Below are 26,643 nucleotides of genomic sequence, written 5' to 3'. Positions count from 1 at the left end.
CGGTTTATCTCCCCGGAATCATTGAGCCCGCGCGGATGCTATTGTAAGCATTGTGCGCTGCATATGGCGGGAGGAGCGAATGTCGGCAGAAAAGCTTTCCTTCGAGGATTTCCAGCCCGGCCGCCGCTTCGCGCTTGGCCCGAAGCTGGTGACCACCGAGGAAATCATTGAGTTCGCAAGCGAATTCGACCCACAACCGATGCATCTCGATGAGGCTGCCGGCCGCGCCAGCATTCTCGGCGGCCTTGCCGCCTCCGGCTGGCATACCTCTTCGATGTTCATGCGCATGATGGCCGACAGTTATGTGCTGCATTCGCTCTGCGAAGGTGCGCCGGGCGTCGATCTGATGGAATGGCGCAAGCCGGTGCTTGCCGGCGACACGCTGTCCGGCCACTCGACCGTGCTTGAAGCCCGGCCGATGCGATCGCGCCCCGGCATGGGCATCGTCAAGTTTCGCCACGAGGTGGAAAACCAGCGCGGCGAACTCGTCTGCATCTCGGAGAATTCGGTCATGTTCGGCATGCGCGCCCGGCCCGCGGACATCGGCATAAACCCGGAGACATCAGCATGAGGATGTCGGAGCTTTACGCGGTTGGCGAGAAGGCCGAGATCGGCAGCTACACTTTTACCGAGGAAAACATCATCCGCTTCGCGACGCGCTACGATCCGCAGCGTTTCCACGTCGACAAGGAAGCTGCCAAAGACACCCTCTTCGGCGATCTCTGCGCCTCGGGCTGGCACACCACCGCCGCCTGGATGCGAACCTTCCTCGCCTTTTGGGAAAGACAGAGCGCCGCACTCGCGCAAAACGGCCTGACGTCGCCGAACCTCGGCCCCTCACCCGGCTTCCAGAAACTGCAATGGCTGCGGCCGGTCTTCGTCGGCGACGTCGTCACCTATTCCGTCGCCTTCCTCTCCAGCCGGGCGCTTGCGTCGCGGCCGGGCTGGCACCTCAACACCATCCTCTGCGAGGGCGTCAATCAGAACGGCGAGCCGGTCATCCGGTTCGAAAGCAGCGTCCTCGAATTCGACTGACACAGCCGCAATGGCACCCGGTCAGTGCCCGGAGAATTCGACCAGCGTGTGCACGTCGACGCCGAGCTCTTCCAGCTTCCTGCGGCCGCCAAGATCCGGCAAATCGATGACGAAGCAGGCGCCGACCACTTCCGCGCCAATCTGGCGCAAAAGCTTCGTCGCGCCGACCGCCGTGCCGCCGGTGGCGATCAGGTCGTCGACCAGGATCACCTTCTCGCCGGGCTGGATAGCATCGCGATGCATCTCCATCTCGTCGACGCCATATTCCAGGCTGTAGGCGATGCGCACGGTCTCGTGCGGCAACTTGCCTTTCTTGCGGATCGGTACGAAGCCTGAGGAAAGCTGGTGCGCCACCGCGCCGCCGAGGATGAAACCGCGCGCCTCCATGCCGGCGATCTTGTCGATCTTCGTGCCCGCATAGGGCTGCACGAGTTCGTCGACCGCCCGGCGGAAAGCCCGAGGGTTGCCGAGCAGCGTCGTTATGTCGCGGAAGATGATGCCGGGCTTGGGATAGTCGGGAATGGAGCGGATGCTGGCTGCGAGCTCCGAAGTCGTATTGTTCATGGAAAATCCATATCTGCGAACGCATGAAACTGGCCGGACTTTACCAATTGCCAGGGGCGGAACCAACAAAAAAGGCGGCCCGTAGGCCGCCTTTCGAAATCCGGCGGGGAACCGCTCAGTGTTCCCTATTGGCGTAGATCGAGCGCTTCGTCAGGTAGATCAGCACCGTGAAGATCGCCAGGAAGATCATGACCATGAAGCCGGTGCGCTTGCGCTCATCGAGATGCGGCTCGGCGGCCCACATCAGGAAGGCGGTAACGTCCCTCGAATACTGGTCGACCGTCGCCGGCGCGCCATCGTCATAGGTCACCTGGCCGTCAGAGAGCGGCTTCGGCATGGCAAGGACGGCGGCAGCATTGAAATAAGGGTTATAATGTCCGCCCTGCGGCACCTGGAAACCGGCCGGCGGCTCTTCATAGCCGGTCAGCAGTGCGTGGATATAGTCCGGGCCGCTTTCCTGATATTGCGTGAAAATGTCGAAAACGAACTGCGGAAAGCCGCGCTCGACTGAGCGGGCCTTGGCGATCAGCGAAAAATCGGGCGGAGCCGCGCCATTGTTGGAAGCAGCCGCGGCTTCAGCATTGGGGAAAGGCGATGGGAAGTAATCGGAAGGAACCGCCTTGCGGGTAAACATCTCGCCGCTGGCGTCGGGACCGTCCTGGACTTCGTAATTCGCGGCGAAGGCCTTCACCTGCGCCTCGGAATAGCCGAGCTCGTCGAGCATGCGGAAAGGCACGAGCTTCATCGAATGACAGGCTGCGCAGACTTCCGTGTAGACCTTGAGGCCGCGCTGGAGCTGGCCCTTGTCGTAATGGCCGAACGGACCGGCGAAAGACCATTCCTCCTCCTTCGGATGCTTCAGCGGATAATGCGGCGTCTCACCTTCCGCGTGATGGGCCGGAGCCGCACCGTTGGCGGGCGCCTCCTCGGCCAGAGCCGCGCCGCTGAGACCGGCAACGACAGCGAGCGAGAGAATGCTTGCAACAAGCGTTTTCATGTTTCTGTTCCCTTCCGTCGCGCGCTTACGCATTGGCCGCTGCACTGGCGGCAGCTGTCTTGTTGCGCTTCTCGAGCACCGCTTCGGTGATCGAGTTCGGGATGCGACGCGGCGTTTCCACCAGGCCGAGCACGGGCATGGCAACCAGGAAGAATGCGAAGTAGAGGAGCGTGCAGACCTGAGAGATCCAGACGAAGTCACCTTCTGCCGGCTGCGATCCGAGCCAGCCGAGGATGATCGCGTTGATCACGAACAGCCAGTAGAACAGCTTGTACCAGGGACGGTAGACCGCGGAGCGAACCTTGGAAGTGTCGAGCCAGGGCAGGAAGAACAGCACGATGATCGCACCGAACATCACCAGCACGCCGCCGAGCTTGGAGTCAATCGGGCCGATGTTGAAGGTGATCGAACGCAGCATTGCGTAGAACGGCAGGAAATACCATTCCGGAACGATGTGGGCCGGCGTCTTCAACGGGTCGGCCGGGATATAGTTGTCGGCATGGCCGAGGAAGTTCGGCATGTAGAAGACGAAATAGGCATAGACCAGCAGGAAGATCGATACGCCGAGCGCATCCTTCATGGTCGCATAGGGCGTGAAGCGCACCGTGTCCGTCTTCGTCTTGACCTCGACGCCCGTCGGGTTCGTCTGGCCGACGACGTGCAACGCCCAGATGTGCAGGACGACGACGCCGGCGATCATGAAGGGTAGCAGGTAGTGGAGCGAGAAGAAGCGGTTCAGCGTCGGCTGTTCGACGGCAAAGCCGCCGAGCAGGAACTGCTGGAGCGATTCACCGATCATCGGGAAGGCCGAGAAGAAGCCGGTGATGACGGTCGCGCCCCAGAAGGACATCTGGCCCCAGGGCAGGACGTAGCCCATGAAGCCGGTGGCCATCATCAGGAGGTAGATGACGACGCCGAGGATCCAGAGGATTTCACGCGGCGCCTTGTAGGAACCGTAATAGAGGCCGCGGGCGATATGCAGGTAGACGGCGACGAAGAAGAAGGATGCTCCGTTCGCATGCATGTAGCGCAACAGCCAGCCGTGGTTCACGTCGCGCATGATCTTTTCAACGGAGTTGAATGCAATCGCCGTGTCGGCGGCGTAATGCATGGCGAGCACGACGCCCGTCAGGATCTGCACGACCAGCATGACGGAGAGCATGGCTCCGAAGGTATAGGCATAGTTCAGGTTTCTCGGAACCGGATATGCCACGAAGCTGTCATAGACCATGCGCGGCAGCGGCAGGCGCGCATCGACCCATTTCTCGAAGCCGGTTGATGGTTCGTAGCTGGAATGGCCACTCATGAATCAGTCTCCCCTCAACCGATCTTGATTTTGGTATCGGACACAAATGAAAAGGTCGGGATCGCCAAGTTCTCAGGCGCAGGACCCTTCCGGATGCGGCCGGCCGTATCGTAGACCGAGCCATGGCAGGGACAGAACCAACCATTGTATTCGCCGGCCTGACCGAGCGGGACGCAACCAAGATGAGTGCAGGTACCGACCATGACGATCCAGTTTTCCTTGCCTTCGCCGCCCGAGCGGTCGACGCCCGTTGCCTGAGCCTCGGCAGGAAGGTTTGCATTGCGGGCTGCCGGATCCTTAAGGTCCGACACCGGAACATCGGCTGCGGCCTTTACTTCTTCCGGCGTGCGATTGCGGATGAAGATCGGCTTGCCGCGCCACTTGACTGTCAGCGACATGCCGGGCTCGAGGCTGGCAACGTCGACTTCGATGGAGGCGAGAGCAAGCGTCGAAGCGTCAGGACGCATCTGATCGATGAACGGCCAAGCGACCGCGACGGCGCCGACGGCGCCTGCCATACCAGTGGTGAGATAAAGGAAATCACGGCGAGTGGGTTCGCCCGTGCCCTCGCTTGTCGTTTCGTGTTCGCTCACGGCTAACATCCTCTGCGCAATTTTCGCGGAATTCCGCCCTGCCCCCTCTACCGGCGAATCTCTCCAGACACAATTCGGCCATAGATTCCCCGGCAATCCGGCGCGTTCTATGCTTGATCGCAAATTATGTCCAGCCTTGGCAAGGGGATGAGGGCACAATGTCGCGGGAAATTTCGGATGAATTTTTTAAGGCAAACACGCGCTTGCCATTATGTTGCATTGCAACAAAAATGCCCTCGTGATAGGCGCAGTCCGAGCCATGCCAGTGAGCCGGACCGGAGCGGATGAGAGACACAATTTTTTGCGTATTCAGTGTTCTTACGACGCTTGTTCTCGCCATCGTCTCCCTGCGATACGTCACCGATTTCTATCTGCTATCCTTCTTTTACAGCTTCCAGGTTCATCTGGCGGCAGCCGGCGCGGTGGCCTCGGTGGCTGCCCTTCTCGTCAAGCGGCACTGGTATGGCCTGCTGACCCTCGCGGTATCGGTGGTCCTTGCAGTCCATGGCATCGTGATGATGCGCGAATTCGTCGAGCCGGCCGTCGAGGAGAGCCGCCCGGCCCTGTTCAGGCTGATGTCCTTCAATATCGAGAACGATAATTTCGCAAACGGCCCTGACATCGCCGATATGGTCATCGCCTCAGGCGCCGACGTCGTCAACATCCTGGAGGCCGAGCCGCTGCTGTCGGAACTGCCGCGGTTGTTGAAGATCTATCCCTATTATATCGGCTGCGGTGTCGGCATGGAGCAATGCGATACGCTGGTGCTGTCGAAGCGTCCGCTGATCGAACCCCGCATCCGCAATCTCGGCCTGCTCTGGCGCAACCGGCTGACGATCTCGACGATCGATTTCGATGGCCAGAAGGTCAATTTCCTCGCCGCGCACCTGACCAAGCCTTATTACGACGAGTTCCACGGCCTGGAGGTCTGGGATCTCGCGGAGGTCATCCCTACCCTTTCGGGACCGCTCGTTCTCGCCGGTGATTTCAATACGTCGATTCTCGCGCCCGACGTGCAGTATCTCATGCGCACTCAAGGCTTGGGAACGGCATCGCTGGAGCCCGCGACATGGCCGATCCACGCCGGCGCCTTCGGTATTCCAATCGATCATGTCCTTACCCGGGCGCCGCTGCGGCTGAAATCGGTCCGCCGCATCGAGAACGGCTTCGGATCAAATCATTTTGGCCTGATGGCGGAATTCGTCATCGACCGCTGAGCCGGCATCGTCGTCCGTCGCGAGGAAGCCGCCGGACTGGCGTGCCCAAAGTTCGGCATAGAGCCCGCCGTGACGAAGCAGTGCGTCATGGCTGCCTTCCTCGATGATCCGTCCGAGATCGACGACGATCAGCCGATCGAGCGCGGCGATCGTCGAAAGCCGATGGGCGATCGCAAGCACCGTCTTGCCTTCCATGATCCGATGAAGATTGGACTGGATCGCTTCTTCCACTTCCGAATCAAGCGCCGACGTCGCTTCGTCGAGAACGAGGATCGGCGCGTTCTTCAGCATGACGCGGGCAATGGCGATACGCTGCCGCTGCCCGCCGGAGAGTTTGACGCCGCGCTCGCCGACATGCGCATCGAAACCTTTACGGCCCTGCTGATCCTGCAGACGGGCGATGAAGTCGATGGCTTCGGCTCGCCTGGCCGCCTCGACCAGCGCCTCCTCGCCGGCATCCGGCCGTCCAAACAGGATGTTGTCGCGCACCGAACGATGCAGCAGCGAGGTGTCCTGGCTGACGACACCGATTTGCATCCTGAGGGATTCCTGCGTCACGGCTGATATATCCTGGCCGTCGATGAGAATGCGGCCATCCTGAATATCGTAAAGGCGCAGCAGCAGGTTCATCAGCGTCGATTTCCCGGCGCCCGAACGACCGACGATCCCGACCTTCTCGCCCGGGCGGATGGTCAGCGAGAAATTCTCGACGACCGGCTGATGACCTTCGCCGTAGCGGAAGGAAACATTGTCGAAGCGGATGCCAGGCTGCCGGATCTCCAGGCTTTTGGCATCCGGCCGATCGACGAGTCCCAGAGGCTGCGAGATCAGCTCGGCGGCGTTCTGGATGGTGCCGAGATTGCGCATGATGCCGTTGAACTGCGTCATCAGCCGTCCGAGCAGGAAATTCAGCCTGAGCACCAATGCCAGCGAGAATGCCACGGCACCGGAGCTGACCAGGCCGCGCAGCCAGAGATCGACGCTCAACCCCGCCATCGTCACAATCATCAGGCCGGAGAGCAGCGCCATCGAGGCCCTGACGCCGGTGATGAAACGCGTGAAGCGCAGCACCGTATCCTGATAGATATCGAAGCCCTGCCGCATGTAGCGGTCGCTCTCCTCGTCGCGTGCAAACAGCTTCAACGTCTGCATGTTGCTGTAGGAATCGACCATCCGGCCGTTCAGCATCGATCCGGCTTCCGCCGTTTCGCGGGAATGATGGCGGATCCGCGGGACGAAGTGGCGGGCAAGCAGGCTGAAGGCGCCAAGCCAGAACAGCACGACGGCGGCAAGGGAAAAATCCAGCCGAGCGACGAGCACGAGCGTCGTCACGGCATAGATGCCGACGAACCAGACGCTTTCCATCAGCGAGGTGACTAGATCGCCAGTGGCCTGCCCCGCCGACCAGACCTTGGTCACGATGCGTCCGGAGAAATCGCTCTGGAAAAACGACAGCGACTGTCTGGAGACGTGGAGATAGGATTGCCAGCGTGCGAGATTGTAGAAGCCCGGCGTGATCACCTGCTGGTCGATCAGGGCAATCAGGAAGGCGACGACGAAGCGTACGAGCCCGATGAGGGCGAGCATGCCGAACAATTCGGCGCCATGGGCGGCAAGAAGGCCGCTCCAGCCGGCACCCGGCGTGATGCTGCCGAGGATATCAACGAGCCGCCCGACGAACCAGAAGAGCGCCGCCTCGATCGCCGCCGATGTTCCACCCAGAACGAGCATGGCGATGAACGGCATCCTCGCCTGGCCGATATAGAACCAGATGAATCCGAGCGTCGAGCGCGGCGGCTGGAGATTGGCGCGTGGGCGGAACGGATCGATCCAGGTTTCGAACCGGCGGAGGATGGGGTTCAGCAACATAGAAGCGATATAGGCGGATTAGCCGGACCGGCAAAGGGAATGAAAAGCAGACAGAATGTTATATTTTGGTAATTATCGGTAACATCGGCGGCATACGCATTGAATGCCCCCGAACCGGTCACAATCTGACGTTACGATCGCGCTTTACCGGAGACCACTTCCATGGAAACGAAAATGCTCGATGTGCATGTTCCGCTTCCGCTTGCAGAAAGGCTGGATGCCCTGGCATTCGCTCTGGGGTTGCCGCGCGATGAGATCGTCGCCGAGGCCATTGCCACCTGGATCGATCAGGAGGAGCACCGCCGCCTCGTCGCGCTGCGCACGATCGCCGCCGCCAACACCATGATGGTCGTCGAAACTCACCGCGTGATCGATTGGGCCGACAGCCTTTGAGCGGATAGGACGCAAACGCGCTCAGGCCTTCAGCACCGTCGGCAAGCCGGAAGCCACCCTCAGAATTCAAGAGGCCCTCTCCGCTTTCGCAGGGAGGGCCTCTTTCATCTTATTCCGCAGCCTCTTCGGCTTCGTCGGCGTGATCGGAGAGGAAGCCGCCGGACTGGCGGTTCCAGAGGTCGGCATAGATACCGCCTGCCTCGATCAGTTCGCTGTGCGAGCCGGCCTCAATGATCCGGCCCTTGTCGAGCACGATCAGCCGGTCCATCTCCGTCAGCGTTGACAGCCGGTGGGCGATGGCGATCACCGTCTTACCCTCCATCAAGGCAAAGAGGTTTTCCTGGATCGCCGCCTCGACTTCCGAGTCGAGCGCCGAGGTTGCCTCGTCGAGCACCAGGATCGGCGCGTCCTTCAGGAAGACGCGGGCGATCGCGATGCGCTGACGCTGGCCACCCGAGAGCTTGACGCCGCGTTCGCCGACCTGCGCGTCGAGCCCCGCGCGGCCCTGCATGTCGACGAGGCCTTCGATGAACTCCCAGGCATTGGCGCGTTTGGCGGCCTCGATCACCTCGTCGTCCGTTGCTTCGGGACGACCATAGGCGATGTTGTCGCGGATCGAGCGATGCAACAGCGAGGTGTCCTGCGTCACCACGCCGATCAGCGAACGCAGGCTTTCCTGCGAGACGCCGGCGATGTCCTGCCCGTCGATGGTGATGCGGCCGGCCTCCAGGTCGTAGAAGCGCAGCAACAGGTTCATCAGCGTCGTCTTGCCGGCGCCGGAGCGACCGACCAGGCCGACCTTCTCGCCCGCCTTGATGTCGAGCGACAGGTTGTCGATGACGCCCTTGCTCTTGCCATAGTGGAAGCGGATGCGATCATAGTGGATCGCGCCCTTCTTCGCCGTCAGGGTGGGCGCACCCGGCTTGTCGACGATGTCGTGCTTTTTGCTCATCATCTCCATGCCGTCATAGACCGTGCCGATATTCTCGAACAGCGCCGAGACTTCCCACATGATCCATTGCGACATGCCGTTGACGCGCATGGCAAGACCGATGGCGATGGCGATGGCGCCGACCGAGATCGCTCCGTTCAGCCAGAACCAGATCGACAGGCCCGAGATGACGAAGAGCGCAACGCAATTGTTCACGTAGACGCTGATGTGGAAAAGCGTCACCTTGCGCATCTGCTTGTGCACGGTCTGCAGGAACTCGTCCATGCCCTCCTTCGCATAGACCTCCTCGCGGCCCGCATGCGAAAACAGCTTGACCGTCGCGATATTCGTATAGCTGTCGACCACGCGGCCCGTCATCATCGAACGCGCATCCGCCTGCGCCGCCGCGATCTTGCGAAGCCGCGGCACGAAATAGGCGACGATGCTGATATAGACCGCGAGCCAGACGAGGATCGGGATCATCAGCCGCCAGTCCGCCGCCGCAATCACGATGATCATCGTCAGGAAGTAGGTGACGACATAGACGAAGACGTCGAGGATCTTCATCACCGTTTCGCGTACGGCAAGCGAGGTCTGCATCACCTTGGTGGCGACACGCCCGGCAAACTCGTTGGCGAAGAACGACATGCTGTGGCGCAGCAGGAAGCGGTGCATCTGCCAGCGTGCGATCATCGGATAATTGCCGAGCATCATTTGATGCATGATGAGAGAATCGAGCCCGGCCGTCAGTGGCAGGCCGACCAGCACCAGCGCCGCCATCCAGAAAAGCTTGTGGCCTTCTCTCTCCAGGAATGTGGCGCGATCGGCATTGGTCAGCCAGTCGACGATGTCGCCGAGGAACTGGAAGAGCGCCACTTCGCCGATAGCGATCAGCGCGGTCAGCACGGCCATCAGGCCGAGCCAGGGCGCAGCCGGCTTGCTGTAATGCCAGCAAAAGGCAAAGAGACCTTTCGGCGGGGCGACAGGGTCCTCACTTGGAAAGGGGTTGAGTCGCTGTTCGAACCAGCCAAACATGAAATTGCTCCGAAACGTCAGCATTCCGGCTCCCGGCTTCGCGCCATCCCAGCGCTATGCAAGCACATATGGGAACCGAACGTTCAAGGGGCGAGGCTGAGACAGCCGCACAATGGATCAAAAAAGGAAATTCAGGGAAGAAACCCGCACTATCGGCGGAAAATCGCACCGCTTGGCATCACGGCCGGGAGGCGCACATACAGCAAAATATTCATTCTGGCGCTCCTTGCTGGCGATTGAAGATATGCACCGATAACGCGAAAACGAGGAATTTTCCAGCCCTGTTGTGCCAAAAATTTCATCTCTTCGGGTCAAAGCGCGCCCTGTTGCGCCGAAATCACAGTTGCATTAGGCCTTGAGCGGCGAAAGCGGGAAAACGGCGCATCATGACTTCACTCAGACTGGCACTCTATCAGCCGGATATTCCCGGCAATACCGGCACTATCCTGCGTCTTGCCGCCTGCCTTGGCTTCGCGGTCGATCTAATTGAACCCGCCGGCTTCGACATCTCCGACCGCAACCTGAAACGGGCCGGCATGGACTATATCGCCACAGCCGCCCTCACCCGCCATGTCAGCTGGGACCGCTTCGAGGCGTGGCGTCTGACCACCGGCCGCCGCCTGATCCTCGCCTCGACCAAGGCCGCGGAGCGCTACACCGATTTTGCCTTCCGCCCGGACGATGTCCTGCTCTTCGGCCGCGAAAGCGCCGGCGTGCCGGATCAGGTTCATGAAGCAGCCGATGCACGCATCCTGATCCCGATGGTCGACGGCCAGCGCTCGATCAACGTCGCTGTTTCGGCCGCGATGATCGTCGGCGAGGCGATGCGCCAAACCGTCTGGGCCTGACAAAAGCAGGCGCCGGCGGAGCAAAGCCCGCGGAATTGCCGATCCACTCCAGAATATGTCGCAGAATAGCGTTGTCTATCCGTCAAACCGGCGTATATTTATTAGCCGAGCAATCAAAAATTCAGTATTGGCCTCCACGATTCCAATAAGTTGGAATGACCAAACCGCACTTCTCGATATCTGTGAAAGAAGAATAAAAACAACAAAATGGACTCTATAATCATCATGATCAACCTGTTCGGCGCCGTGGCTCTGCTGCTGTTCGGCCTCGCGCAGGTGAAGGATGGCGTGTCCAGGGCCTTCGGGGCCCGCCTGAGAACAGGTCTGGCGACCGGCACACGCGGCGGTCTTCGTTCTTTCCTGTCAGGCCTTGTCGCGACCATTGCGCTGCAGAGTTCCACGGCAACAGCGCTGATGACGGCCTCCTTCGTCGAGCGTGACCTGATCAAGCCGCGCATGGCGCAGATTGTCCTGCTCGGCGCCAATGTCGGCACCGCGATCACCGCCTGGATCGTGGCAACGGGCATCGAATGGCTCTCTCCACTTCTGATCCTTGCCGGCATCGTGCTTTGCCGCGGTCGTTCCAGCGCCAGTCAGGGCGGCGGCACAGCGCTGATCGGCATCGGGCTGATGCTGTTGTCGCTGCACCTCCTTGGCCTTGCGACGGAACCGATGCGCGCCTCTCCCGCCCTTGCCGCCTTCATCGGCCTGCTGGACAGCGCCCTGCCCGTGGCAATGATCGTCTCGGCAGCACTTGCCTTCGCGTCCTCGTCGAGCCTTGCGGTGGTGGTGCTCATCCTGTCGCTCGCCTCGGCGGGGATGGTCTCCGCCGAACTCGTCATCGTGCTCGTGCTCGGCGCCAATCTCGGCGGCGCAATACCACCAGTCGTCGCGACATTGTCCGGCCCGGTTTCGGCTCGGCGCGTCACCCTCGGCAATCTCGCCGTCCGCGCGCTTGGCTGCCTCATCGCCCTGCCGCTGGCGGGATATGGCGCGGAACTCATCCAAATGCTGCCCTTCGGCCCTGCCAAGCTGCCCGTCGACGCGCATCTTGCCTTCAACCTTCTGCTGGCGGCGCTGGCCTGGCCATTCTCCCGACCGCTCGCCGCCCTGATGGCCCGGCTGGTACCGGATCAGGCCGAGCCCGACGGCGCCCCGAAATATCTGGATGCGCAGGAGCTTTCGACGCCGGTCGTTGCCCTTGCCAGCGCCACTCGTGAAGTGCTCGGCGTCGGTGACCTGATCGAGCGCATGCTGATCCGGGTGTCCGAAGCTTTCGAGCGTAACGACGCATCGAAGCTTGCCGAGATATCCGCCCTCGAAGAGCGCGTCGACCGGCTGCAGCAGGCGGTAAAAGTCTATCTCTCGAAGCTCGGCCGTGAGGGTCTCAGCGACGAGAATGCCCGCCGCTCGATCGTCGTCATCGATTATGCGATCAATCTCGAACATATGGGCGATATCATCGAGAAGGGCTTGCTGGAGCAGGTGGCGAAGAAGATCTCCCTTGGCCTGAACTTTTCCGAGGATGGTCATCAGGAACTGCGCAAGCTGTTCGACCTGACGATTGACAACCTGCGCGTCGCCCAGACGATCTTCGTCACCCGCGATTTCAATCTCGCGCGCCAGATGATGGAGGTAAAGGTCGAGGTACGCCGGATGGAGAAACAGTCTGCCGAGCGCCACCTCGAACGCCTGCGTGACGGCCGCGCCGACAGCCTGCAGACGAGTTCGCTGCATCTCGACATGCTGCGCGACCTGAAGCGCATCAACGCCCACATCGTCTCGGTGGCGCATCCGATCATGGATGAAAACGGCCTGCTGATCGAAAGCCGCGTGCGGGCGACTGCGAAGTGAAGGTCAGTCTGCCGAAGGCAAGCGGCGCATGGTGAATTCGATCTGGTCGCCGTCGAGCTGGCGCCAGCTTTCCACCTCGGTCCAATAAGCGGCTTTCGGATATTCGTCGAACCATTCGCGCGCCTTGGCGCGTGCGTCCATGAGGCCGAGGCAATATGTCTCACGCACGAAATGGTCTTTCTTGCTCGGGGGATTTTCCGCCCGATGTCTCGCTATCCTGCGCTTCAGGCCGTCGAAGGACGGAGGCCCTGGGATTTTTTTCATCAAACTACCTCCTCCGAAAAGGTAATATCGAAATTCTCGATTTGCGAGTCGAATCTTGGAAACGCCGGGTGCTTGCCTTGGCTTGGCGAGATGCGTCACCAACTGCTAATCATGGCGCGCAATGAAGAATGAGCGAGTCGCCTCTAAAGGAGATGTCGACCGTCGGAGGCGTAAATGGAAAGACCGGAACTGCCGATCGGCTTGCCTGACGATATCGAAGACAAGAAGGCTGCCGCCCGCAATTGGTTCGAGGGATTGCGCGATACGATCTGCGCTTCCTTCGAGGCCCTCGAGGACGAATTGGAAGGGCCGCTCTCCGACCAGGAGCCCGGCCGCTTCGCCGCCAAGGACTGGTCACGCGAAAACGGTGCCGGCGGCGGTGGCCGGATGTCGATGATGGAAGGTCGTGTCTTCGAAAAGGTCGGCGTCCATACCTCCACCGTCTACGGCGAATTCACCCCCGATTTCCGCGCCCAGATACCCGGCGCCAAGGACGATCCGCGTTTCTGGGCCTCGGGCATTTCGCTGATCGCCCATCCCGTCAACCCCAACGTTCCGGCCGTGCACATGAACACCCGCATGGTCGTCACCACCAGCCGCTGGTTCGGCGGCGGGGCCGACCTGACGCCGGTGCTGTCGCGTCGTCGCACGCAGGAGGACGAGGACAGTCAGCTCTTTCACAAGGCCATGGAGATCGCCTGCCGCAATCATGCCGTCGCCGATTACGATGCCTACAAGGCCTGGTGCGACGAATATTTCTTCCTGAAACACCGCAACGAGGCCCGCGGCATCGGCGGCATCTTCTACGACTGGCTGCATTCAAGCGAGGAAGTCGGCGGCTGGGACGCCGATTTCGCCTTCACGCGTGATGTCGGCCGGGCCTTCGCCATGGTTTATCCCAAAATCGTCCGCTCCAATTTCAATAAATTGTGGACAGAGGCCGATCGCGACGAACAATTGATCCGCCGGGGCCGCTACGTCGAATTCAATCTGCTGTATGATCGCGGCACGATCTTCGGCCTGAAAACCGGCGGCAACGTTGAATCCATTCTCTCATCGCTGCCCCCCGTCGTGCGCTGGCCATGAGACTGTGATATCTCGTCGATAAATTCGAGTTGATAGACCTTCACGAAAATTCAGTGCGTCCTAACTTTATATGTATGTGCGTAACAATCGGAGGAGGATTGTCATGACGATACAAAGTGGCTCGCCAACGTCTACGGATGTCCAGGAAACATCCCGCACGATCGACACATCCGAGTTTTTGACGCGCATCGCGGAGAAACTGCGGGCCAAGAGCGGCTCGGATCTGCCGCTGTCCTGTTTCATCGAGCAGGTCAAGCTGCAACTGGCCGGCGGAAAGTCGCCTGAACAACTTCAGAACGAAGCCGCAGCCGCCAACAGCAACATGCCCGGCCACCTCTTGGATACCTACAAAGCCTGGGCGATGCCCGACTGACACGGCCTTTACTGGCCGGCATGTCGATGCCGGCCGGAACCTTCCCTCCCCTCGCACATTCATAAATCGCGTAAGATCGCGATCGTCGTTGTGTTTCGAACAGAGGAGAAGACCATGCGACTTTTCGAATGCGGCACTCTCGTTCCGGGCTGCGCCTGGCATACACGGGCAGATAGCGACGCCGAGGTGGTCCGCCGTGCCGTCGAGCACCTGAAAAATGCTCACGGCGAGACCACGATCCGCGAGAACATGGTGGATAATATCAAGGCTCGCATTCGCGACGAGGTGAACGCCGCCTGATTATTGCACGCGTTCCTGCAGCCGGGCGAGCAGCGCCGCCCGGTCGGATACGAAATTTTCCTCCACCCATTGGTTTTCCAGGCCGGCAAGCAGCTCGCCGACGCGCGGGCCGGACGCCACTCCTGCCGAAATCACGTCGCCGCCATTCAGCGGAAACCGAGGCTTCTGCCATTGCACTGCCCTGTCCAGCAGCTTGATGAGCCGCGCCGACCGCGCCATATCGTCGAAATCGCCTTCAGCTTTGCCGCGCGCAACCGCAAGCGCGAGCTTCAGCCGTGTCGTGATGCCGTCGGCGCCGTTGCGGTAAAGCAGCCGTTCGAAGGCCGCCGGTGACATGTCGTCATTAACAGGCGCTGCCATGGTCCAGGCCCTGAGAGTGGCCGCTTCCGCATTCGAGAGCTTGAGCCGGGCGGCAAGCGCCTCCACGCGCGCCGCATCGGGCGGCACGATCGCCGCAAGACGCAGCAGCGGATCGGGCGTCCAGCCGAGCGCCTTTTCGGTGGCGATCAGCGAAGGGATCGCATCGATCCCCCATCGTTCGGTTTCCGGCAGGATTTCCGTCAGCACTGCCACCTGCCGCATCCACAGCAGCGCCCGGCCAGGATCGTCGGCACCAAGCAGCTTTCGCAGTTCAGACCAGACACGTTCTGCCGAAAGCGTCGTCAGTTTCGAACGCGCGAGGGAACATGCCTTCAGTCCCTCGGCATCCGGCCGCCCGGAACCGTAATAGGCAAAGAAGCGGAAGAAACGCAGGATGCGCAGATGATCCTCGGCAATACGCCTTGCGGCATCGCCGATGAAGCGGATGTTGCGCGTCTCGATATCGGCAAGTCCGCCGACGAGATCCACCACCTCGCCGTCGGCATCGGCGTAAAGCGCATTGATCGTCAGATCCCGCCGTTCAGCATCTGCCTTCCAGTCGGCGCTGAAAGCAACCTTGGCATGGCGTCCGTCGGTCTCGACGTCGGTGCGAAGCGTCGTCACCTCGAAGGGCCTGCCGTCGATGACAAGCGTCACCGTGCCGTGCTCGAGGCCGGTTGGCACCGCCTTGATGCCGGCCGCTGCCGCCCGCTCCATCACCGCCTCCGGTCTGAGTGTCGTGGCGATGTCGACATCATTGACCGGCAGGCCCATCAGGCTGTTGCGCACCGCACCGCCAACCACCCGCCCTTCCCCGCCATCGGCGTTGAGAAGCGCTAAGATCCGGCCAAGCGCCGGGTCGCGGAACCATGCTTGCTCGGCGATGCCGGTCATGCATAAAGCCTTTCGTAAAGTGTGCGGACGATGCCGGCGGTGATGCCCCAGATCATTCTGGTTTCATAAGGCACGCGGTAGAAATGCCGGTCGATGCCGTCGATGACACGTCTGTCGCGGGTGTGATTGGCAGGATCCATCAGGAAGGAAAGCGGCACATCGAACACGTCGTCCACCTCGGTCGGGTTCAGCGTCAGCGCAAAGCCCGGCGAGACGACGCCGAGCACCGGCGTAATGCGAAAGCCCGTCGAGGCAAGATAATTCGGCAGCCGCCCCACGGTTTCGACGAAGGAACCGGCCAGGCCGATCTCCTCCTCCGTCTCGCGGATCGCCGCCATTTCCGGAGAGATATCGGCGGGATCGATCGAACCGCCGGGAAAGGCGATCTGGCCGGAATGTTTGCGCAGCGTCGCCGTGCGCTTGGTGAATATCACATGCGCCTCCTCGCCGTCGTCGACGACGGGCACGAGCACGGCGGCGTCGCGCAGCTTCAAGGTCTCGACCTCGGCGACGATATCGGGGTTGAGGATATGATCCCCGTGATCGCGCCAGGCATGATCGACCGGCCCACCATTCTGGTTGAGCGCGCGGCGGCGGAATTCGGCTGCGGAAAACAGCGGATAACGTTGGGTAATCGCATCATTCATCGGGAAAGCGCATCCAGTTCATCGGCCGGCATCATCGCAAAGACCTCTCCGGCAGAGCGGACGGCAAACATCGCCTGTCCCTCGACCTCGAGCGTCTCGCCGAGCGCCACCAGTTCATACATCACCGCACGCGACACCAGCGCCTCCAGCCGCCCGCGCACATGCAGATAGGGTTTCAGTTCGGCATTCTCGCCCGCAATGGCAAAGCGCAGCCGATGCTCTCCTCCCGCCTCCACGACATCGCCGACATTGGTGCGGAAGGTCAGCAGCTGCTGGCCCTGCCGCTCCGTCACGCTCACCTCCACGGCGATGAAAGGCGCGTCGATGACCCTTATCCCGACCTTTTCCACAGGAGTTACCAGATAGGTCTTCTGGTCGTCGTCTTTTCTTAAAACCGTCGAAAACAGCCGCACCAGCGCCGGCCGGCCGATCGGCGTGCCCATGTAGAACCATGTGCCGTCGGCCCGGATTTCCATGTCGATATCGCCGCAGAAAGGCGGATTCCACCGCTCGACCGGCGGTAACCCGCGTTTTTTACCGGAATTTTCCTGAGACGCGCGCGAAATCAGTGCGGCAAGTCCCGCCGCATCCGCCTGTCCGCTGATTTCCTCGGCTGCCATTCTTCCGTCCCGGTTTGTCCTTAACGAAGTAAAGTCACGAGATAGTCATTCGCAACGAACTTGTCAGCCCGTCACATCTCCATAACTCTATCGGGTATGAGGCACATGTATAAGTCTGCCGATTCGCTGCCGAATGATTTCAGCCGTTGGAGATACGCATGGGTATGATGAAGACCGAAGCCAGCCTCGATGAAAAGGCGATCGTCGCCGCCGCCGAAAGGGCGCTCTCCGATATCGCCGCCATCCGTGGGGAAGTCTCGAAAGTGATCTTCGGTCAGGAAAGCGTCGTCGAAAACACCATTCTCGCTGTGCTGTCAGGTGGTCATGCCTTGCTCGTCGGGGTTCCCGGCCTTGCCAAGACCAGACTGGTGACGACGCTCGGCGAGGTGCTCGGCCTTGCCGCCAACCGCATCCAGTTCACGCCGGATCTGATGCCCTCGGATATTCTCGGTTCCGAGGTGATGGACCAGGACGACAGTGGACGGCGCTCCTTCCGTTTCGTCAAGGGCCCGGTCTTTGCCCAACTCCTGATGGCCGACGAGATCAACCGCGCCTCGCCGCGTACCCAGTCGGCCCTTCTGCAATCCATGCAGGAATATCACATCACGATCGCCGGCCAGCGCTACGACCTGCCGGCGCCCTTCCATGTGCTCGCCACCCAGAACCCGCTCGAGCAGGAAGGCACCTATCCCCTGCCCGAAGCCCAGCTCGACCGCTTCCTGCTGCAGGTCGACGTCCACTACCCCGAACTCGCCGCCGAGCGCCAGATCCTGCTCGAGACGACGGGCCTGGGCGAAACCCGGCCGGAAGCCATCATCGATGCCCAGCGGCTGATCGAGATCCAGACCCTGGTGCGCCAGATGCCGGTGAGCGACACGGTCGTTGATGCCATCCTGGCGTTGGTGCGTTCCGCCCGCCCCGGACAAGGCAATGCCTCGACCGACAAGAACGTCGCCTGGGGTCCAGGCCCGCGCGCCGGCCAGGCGATGATGCTCTGCGCGCGTGCCCGCGCACTCTACGAAGGCCGTCTCGCACCCTCTCTGGACGACATCTTCGCGCTCGCCGAACCCATTCTGCAGCACCGCATGGCGCTGACTTTCGCCGCCCGGGCCGAAGGCATGTCGGTGCGCGATGTCATCGCCGGACTGGTCAAGCAGGCAAAGGGATAAGGAAGCCGGACGCGTGGCATCTATCGGACAGATCGTCAATCCGACACCCGGCAGCGATGCCCTTTCCCGCGCCAGGCAGCGGGCCGCCTTGGTGCCGGATTGCCTGGTGGAAGCCAAGCGCATCGCCAACACGGTGATCGCCGGCTGGCATGGCCGTCGCAAGCGTGGCATCGGCGAGAATTTCTGGCAGTTCCGTCCTTATGCCGAGGGCGAAAGCCTGTCGCGCATCGATTGGCGCCGCTCCGCCCGCGACGACCATACCTACGTGCGCGAGCGCGAATGGGAGGCGGCGCACACGATCTGGCTCTGGTGCGACATGTCGCCCTCGATGATGTACAAGTCGAGCTATGGCAGCGTTTCCAAGGAAAGCCGCGCGCTGGTCATCATGCTGGCGCTTGCCGAAATCCTCGCCCGCTCCGGCGAGCGCATCGGCTGCCCCGGCATCATGGAACCCGCTTCCGCCCGTAACGCCGCCGAACGCCTCGCATCCGCGCTCATGCACACGCCGCTGACCGGCGGCCTGCCCGAAACGTCGATGATCCGCGGCTGGAGCGACCTCGTCCTTATCGGCGATTTCCTCGACGATGCGCCGGCAATCATGGAACGGCTCGGCCCGCTTGCCCGCCGCGGCCTGCGCGGGCACGTGGTCGAGATATCAGATCCCGCCGAAGAGATATTTCCCTATAACGGCCGCACCGAATTCACCGATCCGGAGAGCGGCGCCAAGCTTATCTCCGGCCGTGCCGAACATATCCGCGAGGCCTATCGCAGCGCCTACCTCGCCCGCAGGGAGAGCCTCGGCCAGTCGCTGCGCCATCTCGGCTGGACTTTCGCGAGCCACCGCACCGATCATCTTGCGTCGGAGGCGCTGGTCGCAGTGCACATGTATCTGTCCGGCATGCCGGCCAAGGCAACGCATGGAGGGCAGCTATGAACGCCCTTCCCTTCGCTTTCGCCTATCCCGCCATTCTCGGCGCGCTCGTCGCCTTGCCGGTCATCTGGTGGCTGTTGCGGCTGACGCCGCCTCGTCCGAAGACCGAAGTCTTCCCGCCGCTGAAAATCCTCGCCACCGTGCTGAAGCGCGAGGAGACGCCGGCGCAAAGCCCTTGGTGGCTGACGCTGCTGCGCATGCTGCTCGCCGCCGCCATCATCCTTGCGATCGCCGATCCGGTTTTCAATCCACGCACCAGTTCGCTCGCATCCGGTGGCCCGCTCGTGCTCTTCGTCGACAACAGCTGGGCAGCGGCACCCGACTGGGAACGCCGCATCCAGACCGCCGACGCGTTGATAGACGACGCCGAATCCGCCGGCACGCCTGTGTCGATCGCCTTCACCGCCGATCCGACCAACGACGCCGTGCCCGCCACCGCCGCGAGCGCCCGCGACAAGTTGCGCGCCGCCGAGCCGCGACCGCTGGTACCGGACCGCGAACGCGCCTTCCAGGCGCTGCGCGCCGCGCTGAACGGCATCAAGCCCGGCACTCTCGCCTTCCTGACCGACGGCGCCGCCGCCAAGGCTGACGACGCGACGGTGCGCAGGCTCGCCGAACTCCAGCCCGCCGATCTCCGCCTGATCGAGGGTGATGCCGCGCGGACAGTCGCGATTACGGCGGCCAACAATGCGGCTGATGCCATGACCGTCAAGGTCACGCGGCTCAACAGTTCGCAGGCCGCATCGGTAGCGCTGAACGCCGTCGATACTCAGGGCCGCTCGATCGCCAATGGCAGGGTGGATTTCCGCCCCGGCCAGAGCGTCGCGACGAGTTCGATCACCGCCCCCTTCGAGATGCGCAACGATTTCGCGCGCGTCAGCGTCGACAATGGCGCGACGGCGGGCGCCGTCCACCTTCTCGACGACGCATTCAAGCGCCGCCGCGTCGTCCTGCTGTCGGGTGAAGGAGGGGACGAGTTCCAGCCGCTGCTCTCGCCGCTCTATTATATCCAGCGGGCGCTGCAACCCTATGCGGATCTGATCCAACCTGCCGATTCCGATCTTTCGGTCGCAATACCAAAACTTCTCGCCAGCAATCCGTCCATCATCATCATGGCCGATATCGGCCGGCTGCCGGAGGAGACCTACGAGCCTTTGACGCGCTGGATATCGAATGGCGGCATGCTCCTGCGTTTTGCCGGCCCGCGCATGGCGGCAGCCCCCGCGGACGATCCGCTGATCCCTGTCATCCTGCGTCAGGGAGAACGGGCGTTGGGCGGGACCTTGTCCTGGAGCGAGCCGCAGTCGCTTGCCGAATTTCCGAGTTTCGGACCTTTTGCCGGCATAGCGCGTCCGGCCGATGTCGTCGTCAAGCGGCAGGTGCTTGCCGAACCGACGCCCGATCTTGCCGAACGCACCTGGGCGAGCCTGGCTGACGGCACGCCGCTCGTGACGATGAAGCAGATCGCCTCCGGCCAGATCGTCCTGTTTCACGTCACCGCGGAAGCAACCTGGTCCGATCTGCCGATCTCAGGCACTTTCGTCGACATGCTGCGTCACCTCCTGCAGATATCGCGCTCGGGCGGCGTGACACCGGAGGCGCGCGGCAATGCGCGTGCCTCCGAAACCCTGCCGCCATTCCGCATGCTGACGGCCAAGGGCACACTCGTCTCCGAGACGGGATCGGCGCGGCCGCTCATTCCACTGGCCGGAGTCGAACCGACGGCAAATTTCGACAACCCGCCCGGGCTCTACGGTTCGGAGGATGGTTTCACCTCCCTGAACGTGCTGCCCGAGAACGCCGAACTGAAGCCGCTCGACACGACAGGGACCAGTGCCGTGCGCGAAGGCCTGATTGGCGGCGAAAGCTGGTCGGCAAAACCCGCGCTCTTTCTCGCAGCCTTTCTGCTGCTCTTGGCCGATAGCCTGATCGTCCTCTTCATGAATGGCGCGTTCTCGCGATTGCGCCCGGCTGTCCGCACCGCAGCGATGATCGCGGTCGCCGTCGGCGCCGGCTTTCTCATCCAACCCGGCACGCTTCACGCCGACGACTCCCAGCCCGGCGACGACCTCATCCTGCAGAGACTTGATAATACCCACCTCGCCTATGTCGTCACCGGCGAACAGGATGTGGACAATATATCCGAGCGCGGCCTCGAGGGACTGACCCAGTTCCTGACTTTTCGCACGACGCTGGAGCCGGCACCGCCCGTCGGCATCGACCTCACCAAAGACGAGCTCTCCTTCTATCCGATCATCTACTGGCCGGTTTCGGCAACGGCGCCGATGCCGTCGACGGCGGCGATCAGCCGTATCGATGCCTATATGCGCAATGGCGGCACCGTGCTTTTCGATACACGCGATCAGATCAGCGCATTGGACAATGGCGGCAATGTGAGCGCCAACGGTGAGAGGCTGCAGGCAATCCTCGCCAATCTCGACATTCCGCCGCTCGAGCCGGTGCCGTCCGATCACGTGCTGACGAAATCCTTCTATCTCCTGTCGAGCTTTCCCGGTCGTTATGCCGGCAGCCCTCTCTGGATCGAGGCCCGGCAAGGCGGTCAGGGGCCGAGCGAAAAATCGGCGGCGACGGCCGACGGCGTTTCGCCGATCTTGATCACCGGCAATGACTTCGCCGGCGCTTGGGCGATCGACGAGAACGGCGTACCGATACTGCCGACCATACCGTCGGATGAAACGCAGCGCGAATATGCCTACCGTTCCGGCGTCAACATCATGATGTACATGCTGACCGGCAACTACAAGACCGACCAGGTCCATGTTCCCGACCTCCTCGAACGGTTAGGACAATGAGATGACATTCGACTTTTCGCCCTTCCTGCCCTGGTCGGTTCTGGCTGCATTGGCTGTCGTCAGCGCGATCACCGCCGCCTTCGCGATCTGGCGCGGCATTCGCGGCGCCTGGATCAGAACGCTGGCAGCACTCGCCATGCTGACCGCGCTTGCCAACCCTGTGCTGCTGCAGGAGGATCGGGATCAGTTGTCGACCATTGTCCCCGTTCTTGTCGATCGAAGCCAGAGCCAGCAGACGCCCGATCGCGTCAAGATGACCGACGATGCGCTTGCGGCCTTGAAGGGACAGCTTGCCCGCTTCCCCCAGATTGAGCCCCGCTTCGTCGATGTCGAAGGCGACGTCAATTCCGACGTGCCGTCCACGCGCCTGTTCGACGCGCTGTCGGCCAACATTGCCGATGTCCCGCCCGCCCGTATCGGCGGCGCCATCATGCTGACAGACGGTGAAGTCCATGATGTTCCGGGCGCCAATCAGGCGCTCGGTTTCGACGCGCCGATCCATGGCCTCGTAACCGGCAAGGCCAACGAATTCGATCGCCGCATCGAAGTCATCAAGGGGCCGCGCTTCGGCATCGTCAACGAAGAGCAGCAGGTGATCTTGCGCGTCTTCGATGACGGCCCGAGCCCCGGCGGCACGGCCGATGTCACGGTAAAGCTGAATGGTGACGAGATCGCCACCCTGCAGGCAATACCCGGGCAGGATACGCCCTTCTCCTTCAAGGTGCCGGGTGGCGGTAGCAATGTGCTCGAATTCTCGGTCGCAGCACTTCCCGGCGAAGTCACCACTGCCAATAACCGCGCTGTCCACGTCATCGACGGCATCCGCCAGAATCTCCGCGTCCTGCTCGTCTCCGGCGAGCCGCATGCCGGCGAGCGCGCCTGGCGCAACCTGCTGAAATCCGATGCCTCGGTCGATCTCGTCCACTTCACCATCCTGCGTCCGCCGGAAAAGCAGGACGGCACGCCGATCAACGAGCTGTCGCTGATCGCCTTCCCGACACGCGAGCTCTTCGTCGACAAGATCAAGGATTTCGACCTGATCATCTTTGATCGCTACCAGCACCGCGGCGTGCTGCCGCTGCTCTATTACGATTACATCGCGCAATATGTCGACAATGGCGGCGCGCTGCTGATCGCCGCCGGTCCCGAGCATGCCGGCCCCGATTCCATTGCACTGACGCCGCTTTCCTCGGTCCTGCCCGCAACGCCCACCGGAGAGATGATCGAGAAGGCCTTTTATCCCCGCCTCTCCGAGGAAGGCCGCAAACACCCCGTCACGCGCGGCCTGGACGGTTCGGGCGAGGACCCACCGCATTGGGGTCGCTGGTTCCGCAGTGTTGATGTCGACCGGCCGCAGGGCGAGACGATCATGCTCGGCGCCGACAACCATCCGCTACTGGTGCTCAACCGCGCCGGCCAGGGCCGCGTCGCGATGCTGCTTTCCGATCAGGGCTGGCTCTGGGCGCGCGGCTTCGAAGGCGGCGGTCCCAACGTTTCGCTCTATCGCCGTATCGCCCATTGGCTGATGAAGGAGCCGGCGCTCGAGGAAGAAGCGCTGACGGCGCGCGCCTCCGGCCGGACCCTTGAAGTCACCCGCCAGACGATCGGCGACAATCCCGGCAATGCCACCGTGCGTTATCCCTCCGGCAAGACCGAAACCCTGCCGCTCACCCAGTCCGAACCGGGACTCTACAAGGCCGAGAAGAGGATGGACGAAATCGGCCTCTTCGAGATCCGCAACGGCCGGCTGTCGACGCTTGTCCATATCGGCGCCGTCGACGCACCGGAATTCAAGGCGATGATCTCGACGACCGATGTACTGCAGCCGGTCGCCGACAGAAGCAAGGGTCTCGTCGCCCGCGTCTCCAACGCAAATGGCGCGATCTCCGTGCCGCCGATCCTGCCGGTGCGCGGCCAGGTCCGCGTCTCCGACAACGATCGCATGATGATCCGCATGACCAGCGAGACGGTCTTGAAGGGCATCAACACGCTGCCGCTCTTTGCCGGTTTCGCCGGCGTCGGCATCCTGCTGCTCGCCTTCGGCGCCATGTGGTGGCGTGAAGGGCGTTAGAGCCTTTCCTGGTCAGATTGAAGCATTCTGTTGGCTCAAACGGAGTCGGATGGTCGACCGGCCGGCGCGTCATAGTCCAGCTCTACGGCCAAGCCGGCCGGTCGATCAGCCGGCCCGTTTCAGCCAACCCGAAGGGCCGGGCATCTTTCCGCCAGGATCAAAGGCGATCGGCTCGGACGTACCTTGGGGTATGCTCGTCGCCAATCGCCTCTGCCCTGACGAAAACCTGCTCCGGCAGAATGCTTCAATCTGACCAGGAAAGGCTCTCACTCATGCCGGAATTCGAGCTCACCGCCTCGCCCTCGCCGGAGGAACTGGCAGTGATCACCGATGCACTTTCGGCCTTCAACAACGCCGATGTCGGCCCATCGGATCGCCGGTCTCTCGCGGTCCTGATCCGCGATACCGACGGCAAGGTGACAGGCGGTCTTTCAGGCTTCACCGCCTGGGGCTGGCTGTTCACCCAGATGCTCTATATTCCCGATACGTTGCGCGGCACCGGTATCGCCGGCAATATCCTCGCAAAGGCGGAAGAAGAGGCGAGAGCCAGGGGATGCCGCAGCGCCTGGATCGACACGTTCAGCCCGCATGCCCTGCGCGTCTATCTACGTCAGGGTTATGAGATTTTCGGAGAACTTAAGGATTTCCCGGAAGGCCGCACGCGCAGCTTCCTCCGGAAAAGTCTCTAGCGGGCTGTGCAAGATCATTCGCGCCAGGCGATCGTGCCCTTCAGCCGCGCGTGCACGCCCTCGGCGATTGGAACGACGAGCACACGACCGGGATCGACGGGGCCTGGAAAAGAAAGCGCGTTGTAGGCCACCTTCTCGAAGCCGAGCGGGCCGTAATAGGGGGGATCGCCGACGAGGATGACGGCTTCCGAGCCCTTGCGTCTTGCCGCCTCCACCGCAATCCGCACCAGTTCCCGCCCGATGCCTTTGTTCTTGTGGGAGGGGCGGACGGCGAGCGGGCCGAGCAGATGTCCCTTCACCGTGCCGGCCAGCACCGGCGTCATGCGCACGGAGGCGATCGTCTCGCCATTATCGGTGCAGATGAAGGAGAGCGACAGATCATGCGGTCCCTGCTCACGGATGCGCGCGGCAGCGCGCGTGAAGCGGCCCGGACCGAAGGCTTCTTCGTTGATGAGTTCGATGGCGGCGTCATGGGACGCGTCTTCGGTGAGGTAGACGAGATCGTGCTTGTACATGATGACAGAAACCGGATGGACAGATTGATGGGTCTCGAACACGCCTTGGGCGTTCGGGAGCATCAGCGTCGTCGCGGGTTTCTGGAAATGAACATCAAGCAGGGTCCGAAAATCGTGAAAAGGCCGATAGCAGGAAAAATTTCCGTCGTCCAACGCAAAATGCACGACGTGACGCACTGTTCAATCTTTGCCGCCTGTAAAGCCCTGTCATCTGCGATATCTTCCGTTTCAACACGCAATCAAGGAAATGAAGATCATGGGAATGCTGGTGGACGGCGTCTGGCATGACGCCTGGTACGACACGAAGGAGAGCAAGGGCCATTTCAAGCGGCAGCCCTCGCAGTTCCGCAATTGGGTGACATCGGACGGTGAGGCCGGCCCTTCCGGCAGTGGCGGCTTCAAGGCCGAGGCCGGGCGTTACCATCTCTATGTCTCGCTCGCCTGCCCCTGGGCGCACCGCACGCTGATCTTCCGCAAGTTGAAAAAGCTCGAAGAGCTGATCTCGGTTTCGGTCGTCGATCCGCTGATGCTCGAGAACGGCTGGGAGTTCAAGGTCGGCGACGGCGCAACCGGCGACCACCTCTTCGGCGCGTCCGCGCTTTGGCAGATCTACGTCAAAGCCGATCCGCACTATTCCGGCCGTGTCACCGTTCCCGTGCTCTGGGACAAGAAGACCGGCACGATCGTCAACAATGAATCCGCCGAGATCATCCGCATGTTCAACGGTGCCTTCGACGGGCTGACCAGCTCGACAGCCGATTTCTATCCCGAGGACCTTCGCTCCGAAATCGATGCGCTGAACGCCACCGTCTACGACACCGTCAACAACGGCGTCTACAAGGCGGGCTTTGCCACCACCCAGGAAGCCTATGCCGAAAACGTCGGCGCGCTGTTCGAAACACTCGACATGCTCGACGAACGCCTCGGCAAGGGCCGCTACCTCTTCGGCAACCGTCAGACCGAGGCCGACTGGCGCCTGTTCACCACGCTGGTGCGCTTCGACGCCGTCTATGTCGGCCATTTCAAGTGCAACATCCGCCGCATCGCCGACTACCGCAACCTGCCTGACTATCTGCGCGATCTCTACCAGACGGCAGGCGTTGCCGAGACGGTGAACCTCAATCACATCAAGCAGCACTATTACCGCAGCCACAAGACGATCAATCCAACCGGCATCGTTCCCGTCGGCCCAGCACTCGATCTCGACAGTCCCAACGGCCGTGCTACAGCGCCGCGCGTCTTTTCAGACGCGCAAAGGACGCCGTAGCA

At 61.9% G+C, this 26,643-nt stretch carries 26 protein-coding genes; 15 read left to right on the top strand and 11 right to left on the bottom strand.

From position 1 onward, the window contains the following. The first annotated feature begins 79 nt into the window (after window positions 1-79). A complete protein-coding gene (locus G9X64_RS35725; RefSeq protein ID WP_168310638.1) occupies window positions 80-571 on the top strand; it encodes a MaoC family dehydratase in 492 nt (163 codons plus the stop codon). Next, entirely contained in the window at window positions 568-1,035 is a 468-nt protein-coding gene (locus G9X64_RS35720; RefSeq protein ID WP_168310637.1) for a MaoC family dehydratase, read from the top strand. The genes G9X64_RS35725 and G9X64_RS35720 overlap by 4 nt, the downstream gene beginning before the upstream one ends. A 21-nt stretch (window positions 1,036-1,056) precedes the next feature. Here G9X64_RS35720 and G9X64_RS35715 read toward each other — a convergent pair whose 3' ends face one another. The 4 genes from G9X64_RS35715 to petA all read right to left on the bottom strand — a co-directional run bounded on the left by G9X64_RS35715 (window position 1,057) and on the right by petA (window position 4,495). Next, window positions 1,057-1,599, bottom strand: a complete 543-nt coding sequence (locus tag G9X64_RS35715) for an adenine phosphoribosyltransferase (RefSeq protein WP_168310636.1) — start codon at window positions 1,597-1,599, stop codon at window positions 1,057-1,059. A gap of 115 nt (window positions 1,600-1,714) precedes the next feature. Continuing rightward, window positions 1,715-2,596: a cytochrome c1 gene (locus G9X64_RS35710; protein WP_168310635.1), complete on the bottom strand. Its 882-nt coding sequence runs from the start codon at window positions 2,594-2,596 to the stop codon at window positions 1,715-1,717. 25 nt (window positions 2,597-2,621) lie between these two features. Beyond that, window positions 2,622-3,902 carry a cytochrome b gene (locus G9X64_RS35705; RefSeq protein WP_168310634.1) on the bottom strand — a complete coding sequence of 427 codons (1,281 nt, stop codon included), beginning with the start codon at window positions 3,900-3,902 and terminating at the stop codon, window positions 2,622-2,624. Window positions 3,903-3,916: 14 nt separating this feature from the next. Beyond that, a complete protein-coding gene (gene petA, locus G9X64_RS35700; RefSeq protein WP_138330388.1) occupies window positions 3,917-4,495 on the bottom strand; it encodes a ubiquinol-cytochrome c reductase iron-sulfur subunit in 579 nt (192 codons plus the stop codon). Between the two features lie 284 nt (window positions 4,496-4,779). Between petA and G9X64_RS35695 the strand changes: the two genes are divergently transcribed. Continuing rightward, window positions 4,780-5,712: an endonuclease/exonuclease/phosphatase family protein gene (locus G9X64_RS35695; RefSeq protein WP_168310633.1), complete on the top strand. Its 933-nt coding sequence runs from the start codon at window positions 4,780-4,782 to the stop codon at window positions 5,710-5,712. Here the strand turns inward: G9X64_RS35695 and G9X64_RS35690 are convergent. After that, entirely contained in the window at window positions 5,668-7,581 is a 1,914-nt protein-coding gene (locus tag G9X64_RS35690) for an ABC transporter ATP-binding protein (RefSeq protein ID WP_168310632.1), read from the bottom strand. The genes G9X64_RS35695 and G9X64_RS35690 overlap by 45 nt on opposite strands. A gap of 162 nt (window positions 7,582-7,743) precedes the next feature. Between G9X64_RS35690 and G9X64_RS35685 the strand changes: the two genes are divergently transcribed. Next, window positions 7,744-7,974, top strand: coding sequence for a CopG family ribbon-helix-helix protein (locus tag G9X64_RS35685; RefSeq protein WP_168310631.1), 231 nt, complete (start codon window positions 7,744-7,746; stop codon window positions 7,972-7,974). A gap of 109 nt (window positions 7,975-8,083) precedes the next feature. On the opposite strand, the gene G9X64_RS35680 is transcribed toward G9X64_RS35685, so the two are convergent. Then, a complete protein-coding gene (locus G9X64_RS35680; protein WP_171378361.1) occupies window positions 8,084-9,940 on the bottom strand; it encodes an ABC transporter ATP-binding protein in 1,857 nt (618 codons plus the stop codon). Between the two features lie 386 nt (window positions 9,941-10,326). On the opposite strand from G9X64_RS35680, the gene G9X64_RS35675 reads away from it, so the two are divergent. Both G9X64_RS35675 and G9X64_RS35670 read left to right on the top strand, forming a co-directional pair. Continuing rightward, window positions 10,327-10,788 (top strand): tRNA (cytidine(34)-2'-O)-methyltransferase, encoded by a 462-nt coding sequence (locus tag G9X64_RS35675; RefSeq protein ID WP_168310629.1) that lies wholly within the window; start codon window positions 10,327-10,329, stop codon window positions 10,786-10,788. A gap of 207 nt (window positions 10,789-10,995) precedes the next feature. Beyond that, the gene (locus tag G9X64_RS35670) at window positions 10,996-12,642 is read left to right on the top strand and encodes a Na/Pi cotransporter family protein (protein ID WP_168310628.1); all 1,647 of its coding nucleotides are present in this window, start codon (window positions 10,996-10,998) and stop codon (window positions 12,640-12,642) included. Window positions 12,643-12,645: 3 nt separating this feature from the next. Here G9X64_RS35670 and G9X64_RS35665 read toward each other — a convergent pair whose 3' ends face one another. After that, on the bottom strand, window positions 12,646-12,906 hold the full coding sequence (locus G9X64_RS35665; protein ID WP_168310627.1) for a hypothetical protein: 261 nt from the start codon (window positions 12,904-12,906) through the stop codon (window positions 12,646-12,648). A gap of 174 nt (window positions 12,907-13,080) precedes the next feature. On the opposite strand from G9X64_RS35665, the gene hemF reads away from it, so the two are divergent. The 3 genes from hemF (at window position 13,081) to G9X64_RS35650 (ending at window position 14,665) form a co-directional block, all read left to right on the top strand. After that, window positions 13,081-13,992 carry an oxygen-dependent coproporphyrinogen oxidase gene (gene hemF / locus G9X64_RS35660; RefSeq protein WP_168310626.1) on the top strand — a complete coding sequence of 304 codons (912 nt, stop codon included), beginning with the start codon at window positions 13,081-13,083 and terminating at the stop codon, window positions 13,990-13,992. 103 nt (window positions 13,993-14,095) lie between these two features. Then, window positions 14,096-14,365, top strand: a complete 270-nt coding sequence (locus G9X64_RS35655; protein WP_129419701.1) for a hypothetical protein — start codon at window positions 14,096-14,098, stop codon at window positions 14,363-14,365. A gap of 114 nt (window positions 14,366-14,479) precedes the next feature. Beyond that, window positions 14,480-14,665: a DUF1059 domain-containing protein gene (locus tag G9X64_RS35650; RefSeq protein ID WP_003565542.1), complete on the top strand. Its 186-nt coding sequence runs from the start codon at window positions 14,480-14,482 to the stop codon at window positions 14,663-14,665. Here the strand turns inward: G9X64_RS35650 and G9X64_RS35645 are convergent, their stop codons facing one another. From G9X64_RS35645 to G9X64_RS35635, 3 genes are read right to left on the bottom strand one after another with little or no spacing between them, the layout of a single operon-like run. After that, on the bottom strand, window positions 14,666-15,919 hold the full coding sequence (locus G9X64_RS35645) for a CCA tRNA nucleotidyltransferase (RefSeq protein WP_168310625.1): 1,254 nt from the start codon (window positions 15,917-15,919) through the stop codon (window positions 14,666-14,668). It abuts the gene before it with no gap. Then, window positions 15,916-16,566, bottom strand: a complete 651-nt coding sequence (locus G9X64_RS35640) for a CoA pyrophosphatase (RefSeq protein ID WP_168310624.1) — start codon at window positions 16,564-16,566, stop codon at window positions 15,916-15,918. The genes G9X64_RS35645 and G9X64_RS35640 overlap by 4 nt, the downstream gene beginning before the upstream one ends. Further along, on the bottom strand, window positions 16,563-17,186 hold the full coding sequence (locus tag G9X64_RS35635; RefSeq protein ID WP_168310623.1) for a DUF1285 domain-containing protein: 624 nt from the start codon (window positions 17,184-17,186) through the stop codon (window positions 16,563-16,565). The genes G9X64_RS35640 and G9X64_RS35635 overlap by 4 nt, the downstream gene beginning before the upstream one ends. 158 nt (window positions 17,187-17,344) lie before the next feature. Between G9X64_RS35635 and G9X64_RS35630 the strand changes: the two genes are divergently transcribed. From G9X64_RS35630 to G9X64_RS35610, 5 genes are all read left to right on the top strand, one after another. After that, window positions 17,345-18,355: an AAA family ATPase gene (locus G9X64_RS35630; RefSeq protein ID WP_168310622.1), complete on the top strand. Its 1,011-nt coding sequence runs from the start codon at window positions 17,345-17,347 to the stop codon at window positions 18,353-18,355. Between the two features lie 13 nt (window positions 18,356-18,368). Further along, window positions 18,369-19,289 (top strand): DUF58 domain-containing protein, encoded by a 921-nt coding sequence (locus tag G9X64_RS35625; protein WP_168310621.1) that lies wholly within the window; start codon window positions 18,369-18,371, stop codon window positions 19,287-19,289. Next, entirely contained in the window at window positions 19,286-22,099 is a 2,814-nt protein-coding gene (locus G9X64_RS35620; RefSeq protein ID WP_168310620.1) for a DUF4159 domain-containing protein, read from the top strand. Before G9X64_RS35625 ends, G9X64_RS35620 begins: the two co-directional genes overlap by 4 nt. A 1-nt stretch (window position 22,100) precedes the next feature. Further along, window positions 22,101-24,170, top strand: coding sequence for a hypothetical protein (locus tag G9X64_RS35615; RefSeq protein WP_168310619.1), 2,070 nt, complete (start codon window positions 22,101-22,103; stop codon window positions 24,168-24,170). A gap of 272 nt (window positions 24,171-24,442) precedes the next feature. Further along, on the top strand, window positions 24,443-24,859 hold the full coding sequence (locus G9X64_RS35610; RefSeq protein WP_168310618.1) for a GNAT family N-acetyltransferase: 417 nt from the start codon (window positions 24,443-24,445) through the stop codon (window positions 24,857-24,859). 14 nt (window positions 24,860-24,873) lie between these two features. Here G9X64_RS35610 and G9X64_RS35605 read toward each other — a convergent pair whose 3' ends face one another. Then, window positions 24,874-25,437, bottom strand: coding sequence for a GNAT family N-acetyltransferase (locus G9X64_RS35605; RefSeq protein ID WP_168310617.1), 564 nt, complete (start codon window positions 25,435-25,437; stop codon window positions 24,874-24,876). A gap of 193 nt (window positions 25,438-25,630) precedes the next feature. On the opposite strand from G9X64_RS35605, the gene G9X64_RS35600 reads away from it, so the two are divergent. Beyond that, window positions 25,631-26,641, top strand: a complete 1,011-nt coding sequence (locus G9X64_RS35600) for a glutathione S-transferase family protein (protein ID WP_171378360.1) — start codon at window positions 25,631-25,633, stop codon at window positions 26,639-26,641. Window positions 26,642-26,643 lie beyond the last annotated feature (2 nt).

It is taken from the genome of Rhizobium sophorae, assembly GCF_013087515.1.
Classification (GTDB): domain Bacteria; phylum Pseudomonadota; class Alphaproteobacteria; order Rhizobiales; family Rhizobiaceae; genus Rhizobium; species Rhizobium sophorae.
This window is presented reverse-complemented; position numbering and strand designations above follow the sequence as displayed.